At 44.5% G+C, this 10752-nt stretch carries 12 protein-coding genes; 6 read left to right on the forward strand and 6 right to left on the reverse strand.

Going from position 1 to position 10752, the window contains the following annotated elements:
• The 6 genes from ABIO93_RS19155 to ABIO93_RS19180 form a co-directional block, all read left to right on the forward strand.
• Positions 1-1106: HAMP domain-containing sensor histidine kinase (locus ABIO93_RS19155; RefSeq protein ID WP_348070563.1), on the forward strand; the 1106-nt coding region annotated here is incomplete at its 5' end.
• Between the two features lie 494 nt (positions 1107-1600).
• Complete coding sequence (locus ABIO93_RS19160; protein WP_348070583.1) at positions 1601-1765, forward strand: hypothetical protein; 165 nt, start codon at positions 1601-1603, stop codon at positions 1763-1765.
• A gap of 154 nt (positions 1766-1919) precedes the next feature.
• Positions 1920-2510, forward strand: coding sequence for a helix-turn-helix domain-containing protein (locus ABIO93_RS19165; RefSeq protein WP_348070565.1), 591 nt, complete (start codon positions 1920-1922; stop codon positions 2508-2510).
• A gap of 66 nt (positions 2511-2576) precedes the next feature.
• A complete protein-coding gene (locus ABIO93_RS19170; RefSeq protein WP_348070566.1) occupies positions 2577-2816 on the forward strand; it encodes an SDR family NAD(P)-dependent oxidoreductase in 240 nt (79 codons plus the stop codon).
• 25 nt (positions 2817-2841) lie between these two features.
• Positions 2842-3069: a hypothetical protein gene (locus tag ABIO93_RS19175; RefSeq protein ID WP_348070568.1), complete on the forward strand. Its 228-nt coding sequence runs from the start codon at positions 2842-2844 to the stop codon at positions 3067-3069.
• 163 nt (positions 3070-3232) lie between these two features.
• Entirely contained in the window at positions 3233-4192 is a 960-nt protein-coding gene (locus tag ABIO93_RS19180; RefSeq protein WP_348070570.1) for an aldehyde reductase, read from the forward strand.
• Between the two features lie 103 nt (positions 4193-4295).
• Here ABIO93_RS19180 and ABIO93_RS19185 read toward each other — a convergent pair whose 3' ends face one another.
• The 6 genes from ABIO93_RS19185 to ABIO93_RS19210 all read right to left on the reverse strand — a co-directional run bounded on the left by ABIO93_RS19185 (position 4296) and on the right by ABIO93_RS19210 (position 10501).
• Positions 4296-5090, reverse strand: a complete 795-nt coding sequence (locus tag ABIO93_RS19185; RefSeq protein WP_348070572.1) for a hypothetical protein — start codon at positions 5088-5090, stop codon at positions 4296-4298.
• A 70-nt stretch (positions 5091-5160) separates the two neighbouring features.
• A complete protein-coding gene (locus ABIO93_RS19190) occupies positions 5161-5580 on the reverse strand; it encodes a relaxase/mobilization nuclease domain-containing protein (protein ID WP_348070574.1) in 420 nt (139 codons plus the stop codon).
• Positions 5568-5999, reverse strand: coding sequence for a plasmid mobilization relaxosome protein MobC (locus ABIO93_RS19195; RefSeq protein ID WP_348070576.1), 432 nt, complete (start codon positions 5997-5999; stop codon positions 5568-5570). The genes ABIO93_RS19190 and ABIO93_RS19195 overlap by 13 nt, the downstream gene beginning before the upstream one ends.
• A 558-nt stretch (positions 6000-6557) precedes the next feature.
• Positions 6558-7199, reverse strand: coding sequence for a hypothetical protein (locus ABIO93_RS19200; RefSeq protein WP_348070578.1), 642 nt, complete (start codon positions 7197-7199; stop codon positions 6558-6560).
• Between the two features lie 27 nt (positions 7200-7226).
• On the reverse strand, positions 7227-9560 hold the full coding sequence (locus ABIO93_RS19205; RefSeq protein ID WP_348070580.1) for a TonB-dependent receptor: 2334 nt from the start codon (positions 9558-9560) through the stop codon (positions 7227-7229).
• A complete protein-coding gene (locus tag ABIO93_RS19210) occupies positions 9557-10501 on the reverse strand; it encodes a DUF4249 domain-containing protein (protein WP_348070581.1) in 945 nt (314 codons plus the stop codon). Before ABIO93_RS19210 ends, ABIO93_RS19205 begins: the two co-directional genes overlap by 4 nt.
• Positions 10502-10752: the final 251 nt, after the last annotated feature.

Below are 10752 nucleotides of genomic sequence, written 5' to 3' on the forward strand. Positions count from 1 at the left end.
ATCCCAAAGAACCTGACGAGCCTGGTATTTTTTCTGCCGCGCCCTTATATGAAAACGGCAGGCTAGCAGGCTACGTTTATGCCATACTCGCCAGTGAAACCCAAAGACAAATCCTGGGAACCCTTAACAGCAACCTCAATTTCAGGCTCGGCCTGTATATTTTTCTATGTACGTTGCTAATCGCGTTCATCGTCGGGGTTATTACCTTTTTCCTGATCACCGATAGCATTTGTCAAATAGCGCTGGTAGTGAAAAGGTTCAAGGAGGGCGATTACTCTGCACGTATCGTGGGACATTCGAAGGGGAACATTGGAATGCTGACCTCCACTTTCAATGATATGGCCGACGTGATCGTAGATAACATTGATAAGATCACCGCGACCGACAAATTTCGGCAGGAACTGATCGCTAATGTTTCGCATGACCTGCGCACGCCGCTGTCCATTATGCAGGGCTATGTAGAAACGCTGATGATCAAAAAAGACCAACTGAATAATGCTGAAAAGGGTAAATATCTGGGTGTAGTACTGGACAGCACCAAAAAACTTTCGGGACTGGTGGAGCAACTTTTTCAATACGCCAAGCTGGAAGCCAACCAGATCACGCCTGAAAAAGAACAATTTATGCTCAATGAGCTGGCTTCCGACATTCTTATGGCCTACCACCTTCGTGCGATGGAGAGGTCGATCAAACTCGATCTGGACACGACAGGAACATTGCCGCTTGTATTTGCAGACATTGCCCTCACAGAACGGGTCCTGCAAAACCTTTTGGATAACGCATTTAAATTTACGCCGGATGGGGGAAGCATCAGCATCCAGCTGACAAATACGCAAGCGGGGGTGCAGGTTCAGGTATCCGACACTGGCAAGGGCATTGCTGCTGAAGAACAGCCATATATTTTTGAGAGGTACAAGCAACTCGACGGTGACCATCAGCAAAAAAAAGGAATGGGTATCGGCTTGGCTATCGTAAAAAAGATACTGGAACTACACCAAAGTTCCATTCACGTGAAAAGCGAACTTGGTAAAGGGACCTTATTCTGGTTTGAATTGCCCACCATTTACAAGGTAGCGACGAATAAATCCTCTCCTTTATTAACCTAAAAACGGATTTTCTCTATGGCTTAAATTCGCGGGTGCTTTTAGTTAAAGTAGTATTTAAGGAAATAGCTTCAATTAGCCAATGTCCCTTCTACCTCACCACGTAGCTCTCTTTTGAAAAGAAGTACACCGGCTTTTTAACAAATGTTGCTTGTGGATTCGAGTCAGCCCGCGTTATCTTGCAGAAATCACTGGATTTCAAAGTTGACGGAACAACAGGCGGCTCTGTAAAGAAAGTCGGCCAAACTGCCGCGCAATCGCCGTTGCAATTACTAACATTGCCGGTGTCGCCAGAGAAGGTATAAAGTGTTTTCCCCAATGCATCGACCCAATACCGGCCTTAGCTCCTAACAAAGTATACGATCTATTTTTCAATGGTTTGTAGGTTCGTCAATTCGGAAACAACCTTCCTCGATCTGGAAACATCCGAGCGCTTTTTGCAGCCCAACTTTGCATTATCAAATTATCAAACAAAGATCATGTAAAAAACAATTTCCATTACCGGGGCTTCCTCGGGATTAGGAAAAGCCACCGCCAGATTTTTTCAAAGCAAAGGTTGGAAGGTCATCGCAACCATGCGTAACCCGGCATCGGAAACAGAGCTGAACCAACTCGACAACGACACTGCTTCCGCTGGCCATAACACTTTACCCCAGACGTGAAGAAATCGGCCAACCGGCATCCATGCGTGATATCAAACAATTATTTATCCGGTAAATTTGCAGTCATGCAGCTGATAGAATCCATTTCCGAATTTCACCGCTTGCTCTCGCTTCCTGCGCCATTACACCCGCTGGTGAGCGTGCCCCCAAACAGGTGCAGGCAGTTGAGCTCGTTGATTTGAACACGCTTATCCAGGATTGCGGCAGTGGCTGGATGCTTTTGTTCCATCCCGATTTTTTATACGGGCACATGCTGGGCACCACCATCAAAAGCTATGGGTACTTTTCATACGAATTCAATGAGGCCCTGCATCTTTCAGGAAAGGAAGAACAAACCGTCGCCGAGATCTTCACAAAAATTGATACCCAAAAAAAGGCAGGCAATGCACTATTGGTCCAGTTCGAGAAGATTGTAAACCAATATTTTGATTCCCAAGCGGCCATTGACCGCGGCCTGCCGTCCATGGATGATATCGCGTCACAGCTCAACATTTCACCCAGATACATGAGTGATATGCTGCGCACATTAACCGGCCAGAGCGCCCAGCAGCGCATACAGGAAGTGATCATTGAAAAGGCAAAAGAAAAGCTTTCGACTACAACACTTTCCGTTGCCGAGATCACCTACGAACTGGGTCTCGAGCGGCCTCAGTCTTTCAACAATTATTTAAAAATAAAACCAACCGGACCCCGCTTGAATTTCGGGCGAGTTTTAATTAAACACATCTCCGTCAGTTTGAGCTGACCTACAACCAAAATCTTCATGGAAAAGTGAACCACAGATAATATACCGGATCTGTCCGGGAAGACTATGCTTGTTACCGGGGCCAATTCGGGGATTGTATTTGAAACCAGTTTAGCATTAGCCAAAAAGGGAGCTCAACTCATCATGACTAGCCGTGATCAGCAAAAAGCAGATGTTGCAAAGGGGCGAGTGACGCGTATTGTGCCGACTGCCCGCATCATGCTGGTAACCCTGGATCTTGCAGACCTGGATTCGCTCAGAAAATTCCATCTCAATCGCAGTGCATCCGGGCGGCTCACCCATTAATTTGCAGCGTAAAAGCAGTTTTTTGATGGCCAAGATCATTACGCCGCTGCTTTCTCAATCTGCCGACAAAGCCGCTTTACCTTCACTGCTTGCAGCTACGGATGATGCCGCAACGAATGGCAGCTACTGGGGACCAGCGGGATTTATGAAGCTAAAAGGTCTGCCAGGACCAGCAGCAATCCCAAAACAGGCAAAAAATTTACCCTCAGCAAGTAGCTTATGGGAAGTGGGAGAACAAATTGACCGGGGTTAAATTTCCATTCTGAGGCAAGCTACGATTGCGACTGGTACAGACAGAGAGGTCCAGAGAAAGCTAAATGGATCTGAACCGTACAACAAACCAAAATTGAGCTTCACAACAAAGCTGCCCCTTCTCCAATTTCGGATATTTGCATTAGAATCTATTAGAAAAAACAATGAGCAATCAAACAGTATTAGTTACCGGGGGAACCGGATTTGTGGGAATCCACGCGATTTTACAACTCTTGCAGCAAGGATATACCGTTAAAACCACGCTCCGGACATTATCCAAAACGCAAAGTATCGTTGACGCACTTAAAGAAGCAGGGCTTGCCGATTTTTCAAAATTGTCTTTCGTTGAAGCAGACCTCACGAGCGATAAGGGTTGGGACGAAGCTGTTGAAAGTTGTGATTATGTGTTGCATGTAGCTTCCCCTTTTCCACTGACAGAGCCAGAAGACGAGAATGATCTCATTATTCCAGCCCGCGACGGTTCTTTGAGGGTCTTGAAAGCAGCCAGAAATTCGGGCGTAAAACGGGTGGTGCTTACTTCGTCATTTGCTGCAATTGGCTATGGCTCAGACCGCAAAGGGCATATTTTCGATGAAAATGACTGGACAGATAAAAACGCTGCTATTCCTGCTTACATCAAATCCAAAACCATTGCAGAAGAAGCAGCCTGGGAATTTATCAAAAATCAGGGCGAAGGTATGGAGCTGGTCGTTATTAATCCCGTCGGAATCTTTGGTCCGATCATCGGCGGCATTTATCCTGCCTCTTTCGAGGGAGTTATCCAGGCAATCCTTGAAGGTAACATTAAAGAAAGTCCTGCTTTTACATTTGGTGTCGTTGATGTACGCGATGTCGCGGACATCCATATCAAAGCAATGCTGCCACCGGGAGCAAATGGGCAACGCTTTCTGGCCACATCGGAAGGGGCTGTAAGTTTTTATGACGTTGCCGAACTGATTAAAAAGGAACGTCCCGAAAGCGCATCTTTGATTGCTGACCTGCAACCAACAGCGTCAGAAGCTTATACTAGAATGTCTAACAAAAAAGCAATTGAAACTTTAAACTGGCATCCGCGCAGCAAGGAAGAAGCGATTCTGGCAAGCGTGGACAGCCGACCGAAGTAAGTAAATTTGCAAAACTAGTTATTCTGACGTGGAAATTAATAAAATACACTCCTGCCATTTAGGCCCGGAAATTTCGCCGGAATACTTCATACCGAACACTATTTTATGTTCCTGTTAAAGGGTTCGATGAAGGCCTACGACGGTAACAAACGCTACTCCGTGCATCCGGGCGACAAGATAGTCGCCCGGAAAAATCGTTTGACTTATCATTCTCCAACGCACTACCATTTCCGGCATAGTAAACATTGCCGGCACTAACAGCTTGCCCCACATCCATCCCTATCTTTTGAGACTTCTGCTGATGAAGAGAAAAAGGACCCTCAATGCATCGCTCGGCAATTCCCTTCGCGCTATACTGCTTACCCAATGCACTTCCGTTGAAGACGGATCTCGTACGATGATCACAGTATGTGATGCCGTACAGCAGGCCTTCTTCATTTTTTCGGATTACCGTATCAATCCCGTCTTTTTGAAGAATATTGATCAGCCTGGGCAATGACACGTTTTGTTTGCCATACAAAGTAAAATCTATACTATTCTTAACACGTAACGAATCCTTCGTACGGTTCGGATTCATCTCATTGTACAGAAAACGCACTTTCAGCTTTCTATGTGTTGGCTTGAAATGAAAGTCGCTTGCTTTGATGGGCACCCCAAGCCGGTTGCCATCTTCATCCAGCACGCGGTATAAAAGGCCATTGTTCTTTCTGATCCTCGAACCCTCCGAGCCAATGTCCGCCGCAACATTATAATAATTAAGCACCGCATTCAATTCTCCCATCGTGGTGAACTTGTAGTCATTCAGAACCTTTTCGAGCACGTTGGCAATGGCCTTCTTGGTTTCTGACTTTCCATACGCCGCTTTAATGCTGACGGGTTTCAGATTAAACTCCTGCACTTTTCGATCTTGTGCTTTTACCTAACCAAAATCTATCTCAATCTCCTTCCTGGTCTTCTCCGATTCATTCCTACCCAGGTTGTGCAGTGAAATTCGGCTTCCATCTGCTTTGATGTTTGTTGTCACGAGATGCACATGGGGTTGGACCGGCATTCCGGTGACCAGCATCCCGGTGCTCGTATACGAGGGCGGGTTGTTTCTCAAATCCAATACCTTTCAAGTAGGCTTTTGAAATCTCCGCGAGCTGTTCTTTGCTCAGCTTTTCCGAGGGGTCAAAGTTCAGGGACACGTGTACCGTATTGACCTTTGTCCTTTTGTTTAAAGCCAATTGCTGCTGAATCCGGTTCAGCTTTTGGTCAAAACTCAGCGCATCCGCATCCTTAGGATAGTTGAAAGCCGAAATGCATTCCGCATGTCCCTGTTCCAGCTTTTTTTCATTGTATTGCAGCACAGCCCGGAGCCGGCTGCTGGTGTTTATCACTGCAACCATCGATCTGCCAATTTATCGGTTTGCGATTTGATCTTCTCCATTATCGAAAACAGGAATGCCTTTTCAGCTTCGTAGCTGGCGATCCAATTTCTGAATTCTGAGATTTGGTTGACCGCATTGAGGCGTTTGGTCGCCTGGTTGAAGTTGTTGCTAAGCCGGTTAAGTTCTTCCCGCAGCTCCGACAATTCACCAATCATCTGATCTTGCGAACCGTTCCTTTCGATCACAGTTACCGGTCGGTTGAAGATAAAAAGCCTTAAAAATTCACTTAATTTCCGGCATGTGGTGCGGCTGCGTTTGGCTTCCAATATGGCGTATTCTTTGGGTGTCAGCCGGAAGATTACAAGCTTTGTCTTGTTCGATTTTTCTTCTTTCATCACGATCCTATCTACACTTTCAAACATATAAAACTCCTTCACAAACCTGGACCGACTTTGGAGGGGAAGGCCAGATCGGGTGCGCAGCAACCGGCGATTGTATTACAATCGTACATCTGGCCAGACGCGCAAAGCAGGCGGCTCATTTGGATTTCAAAATCTTCGAAACCGTATGTTGAGCCGATTTGTGAATCTAGTTTATTGAAATGGGATTTACCTATCCTGTGTAAATTTGCCTTAGGATCGCGAGCGTTTTGGGCTGACGTTTGTCTTTTTCGAAAAAGTCGTGTTTGTTCGAGAATGGTCGAAAATATTCGTATTTGTTCGAGATTTTGTAAGTAGCCCATCAAGATGTTTTCAATGAGATCAGCAAACCTCCTAAGACTCATTAGGTTTGATTGTTAATCATTCGGGTATGTTCGATGCGTTGATTCCAACATCTCGGGTAGGAGCACAGCTGGTAGAGACAATGACAAATGTCCTTTGGATGATGTTCGCTCCGAGCCCCAAACATTCGGTCGAGCAATCTACTTAAAATTTTCAACACTGCACCAGTTCGAACTCCCTTGATGACGGGTGTGTGATTGAGCATGAGGAGATTCACCTAATAAACATCGAAAGACCCAACCTGTATTTAAGATTTTCATTGGAGTCTATGATCCTGGAATTATTATCAAAACGGGTATTATATAGCGCTTCTATACCAATATGCCTGCTAATACGGAAACTCAACCCAAATGCACCGGATAAGGCAAAATTCTGAGAATTAGATGAAGCTTCGAAACTGCCCTTCTGCTCGTTACCCCATTGAAAGTTATATCCTGAAGAAAGTTGCACAAATGGTTTTAGCTTGAAATCCAGAAAGTAATAGCGGGAATATATTTCCGGAAGAACCGAATAAAATTCATATTCAGGAATCATATAAGCAGCCGGGGTGCCTGTCTTAAGTCTTTGGGACGATTTGCCCATCGATAACTGGAACCCTACCACCAAACGATTTGCTACCAGATAACCTGCCTGGGGTGCGAGCGACCAGTTCTTGCCGGAATGGTTAATAGTATTAACACCAGATCCAGAAGCATTTAAGGCCAAAGTGAAACTACCCTTTCTTAACTCTTTGGGGGATGTTTCGTTAGGAAGCGCAGCCGGCTCACTCACTATCGACGCTTCTTGTGCATGTACTAGGTTATGTAGTGCGCTCATAAAAAAGCAAACAATGAAGACTTTGGCTATTTTGTTCATAGAAATATTGTTTTAGACGTGGTTTGGCTAGAATTTCAGCGTATAGCCTATATAGGGTAATATTGGAAGAAATGAAACCTGCTTTATTGAAATTGCTGTTGGCTTGGAGTTAATCCGCTGAATCTTCAAATCGAGATATAAAGGATTATTTCGGTTATAGGCATTGTACAATCCTATGCTCAACTCAGCCTTGCGTTTACGGGCGGTGGTTAAAGATTTGACTGCACCAATATCCAGCCTATGGAAGCTGGGCATTCTTCCATTATTCCGATTGTTGTATATAAACTTGGGGTCAGAACCATTCTCAGTAATGGTAGCGGCCTCGGGCAATGTGACAGTATGTCCCGTTTGATAAACAAAAGTGGTATTCAGGCTCCATTTCTTGCCGATTGCATATCCGGTCGTAATCGACAAATTATGCCTTTTGTCGTATTTCATTGGATACCAGGTGTCGTCATTTACTCCTACGAATCTCCTTTCCGATTTGGACAAAGTGTAAGCAAAAGACCCTTTGAATTTGCCTATATTCCTACTGATCATAAACTCCACTCCCTTTCCACGGCCGATACCATTTTTTATAACAATATCATCCCAGGAATCGGCAAGCAGGCCAGTGAAATTAGTACCGTCAGGATAGTCTATGAGGTTTTTCATCCTTTTGGTATATACTTCGAGAGAAAACTCCCAGCCTGAGACGGGAAAAATTTTGTATAATCCGACTGATAATTGATTAGCCCTTGACGGAACCACCTTATCCGTAGACGGTAGCCATGCATCGTAACCAAAGCCAAAGCCGTTGTTTGTAAGCAAATGAAGGTATTGATTCATCACCGAGTAACCTGCTTTCAGCGACCAGTTGCCCGGAAGTGACCAGTTTACCCCTAGTCGCGGTTCCGGGTTGTAGAATGTACGGCCACTGACTTTGTAAAGACTGTAACGTAAGCCTGCATTAAACCGGATCTGTGACGTCAAAGCAATATCGCTGTCAACATAAAAATCCAGCTGAGACGCAGGAAGCTTCCCTTCTTTGGTATTATCAAACAAGCCATTATAGTTGCTTTTCGTAACAAACGGACTGAAGGAATGCCTGGTAGCGTCCAGACCGAATTTTATATTCAATTGATTGGCAGGAAAATAATCAAACTGGATTTTACCTCCCCAATCGCTTACACCAGCATTGGTGTTGCGATAAAGACTAGACGGTTGTCCATTTACACCTTCATCTTCGAAATTATTGGTGTATTCACTCGTGTATTTCGAATAGAGCAGGGCAAATCTTGAGAACAGTTTGGGAGAAAAAACCTTGCTATATCTCAGCGTTGCCGTGGTATTCCCCCAATTGTTCCCAACAGCTGTTTCCGTTTCTTTTCCATTGTTGGTGATACTCCATTCAGCATATTTAAACCGGTCATAGCCATTGTAGACACTGGCATATACCTGATCCGTTTTATTGATCTGATAATTAAATTTTGCGTTCAGGTCATAAAAACGATAAACACGGTCCTCTCCTGTCCCAGAGCTGGGTTTCTTTCGTAAACTGAGCAAGGAAGTAAGGCCTAATGTAGAAACCCGTCCGGATATGATAAACGAAGCTTTGTTTTTAATGATTGGCCCCTCCAGGGTAAGTTTCTGGTTGAGCAGGCCTAGTCCTACTTCTCCACCAAATTTTTGGTTATTCCCATCTTTCATAGTCAGATCAATGACTGAGGCCAGTCTGCCTCCGTATCGGGCAGGGAATGCCCCTTTATAGAGATCCACCGATTTTAAAGAATTTGGATTGAAGACCGAGAAAAAGCCACCAAGATGCATCACATTGTAAACAGGCGCTTCATCAAGCAGGATCAGGTTTTGGTCCGGGGTCCCGCCCCGAATATATAAGCCTGCACTCCCTTCGGTACCGGTGGAAACACCCGTAGTGTAGCTTAATGCTTTTAAAACATCGACTTCGCCCAGTAAGGCCGGCAACGCTTTAATCCTGTCAATAGGAATTGACAGACTCCCGATTGGAGAGCCCAGAACTTTATTTTCCCTGACATTTATTTCATGTAGATTATTTGCCTGCGATAATTTTATCTCCAGCGGAGCGCTCAGCTTTGAAAGATCTTTTACGTATACAGGCAAATAACCCACATAGCCGACTTTGAGATAATGATCCGGTGAAGGCACTTCAAAGCTAAAAAAGCCATATGCATTGGTATGCACACCCGTTCCCGAAATACTATCACTTACAGAAGCCCCAATGAGCAACTCTCCGCTCATAGCATCACGTATCGTTCCACTTACTGTAAGTTTTTGAGAAAAACTACGCTGTGCGATCAGACCAAATAACAAAGCAAATACAATGGCAAATGGCTGGGTCATGGTAGTTCAATGGTCTTTTCATTGGACGCAAAAATAAGTCCATAGCCATTTTTGACATTGGTCAATGCCTTCTGGGGGGGAAGTACCAGATGATCAACACCCTCAGGTTGCTTATTTTCTATTTTCGCATATTCAAAAAAATCTTTTGAAATAACCCCGACACGTACTATTACTTTCAAGGCGCGGATGGTAGAGTTGAGATCAGTTCCGTTTTCCACATAAAATTTGAGCGGAACGGCAGGGGCAGGTAAGCACTGATTGGACATCAGGAAAACACGGCTTTGAGGATAAACAATGGCCTTTAGAATGTCATTATATTCGGGCTTCTCTACTTCTATGCCCCAGGTATGGCAATCTTCTTCATTGGCGGATATATTGTCTGCCGAAGCATAGGGATAGCTGGAAAGTGTATCGTTTATATAGTAATTTGTCAGTTTGATGCTAAAGTGCCTGTCGAGTAAGGCATCTTCTTTTGTAAAATACAAACTTATCAGATCTTGCGGGGTTTGATGGTTCATTTGACCGACAACATCACGTGTTCTTATCGCAGTCATATCAGGCAATGCCAATGGGACAGTAACAAGGGCCGACTCCGCAGTGGGGAAAGAAGGTGCCGATACTTGCACCAGGTAGGTAGCTCCCGCCTGCACCAGGCTGTCAGAAGTATAAAATCCCGGCTCTTTCCCGGAATGCAAAATCGTTATATATTCTTTGCCGTTTTTATATAATACGACGGTAGCATTGTTAACTGTGACTTCGGCAGGAATTTTTCCGACAGGGTTAAAGGTTTTTGTCACTTGTATTCTGATTGGTAAATTTGCCTGAAGTTTGCCCCATAACACGAGTTTGTCACCTGCGTACGGGATTTTCAGGTCCAGGTCCTGTTCTTTACAACCGACGAGAAACATAATTATTATAAAAAAAAGGTATTTCATCATCATAGTCAGATATACTTAAGCCAGAGCTATATACATGTTTAAAATTATGCATGTATATAGCTCTGGCTCGCGTTTACAAATTTACATATTCATAACCTAAGTATGTAAAGAGACAAAAATAGCTCACTCAGGATAAAAATACTGGCCATAGTATTTAGATGGGGTAACTTGACAATTCATCTTCCCACTTGTCCCGTTGAGCCAAGACATCGAGGACGCACCTGAAACCTCACCAACGAACAAACTAATCTCTT

Source organism: Dyadobacter sp., assembly GCF_039919315.1.
In the GTDB taxonomy this organism is placed as follows: Bacteria; Bacteroidota; Bacteroidia; order Cytophagales; family Spirosomataceae; genus Dyadobacter.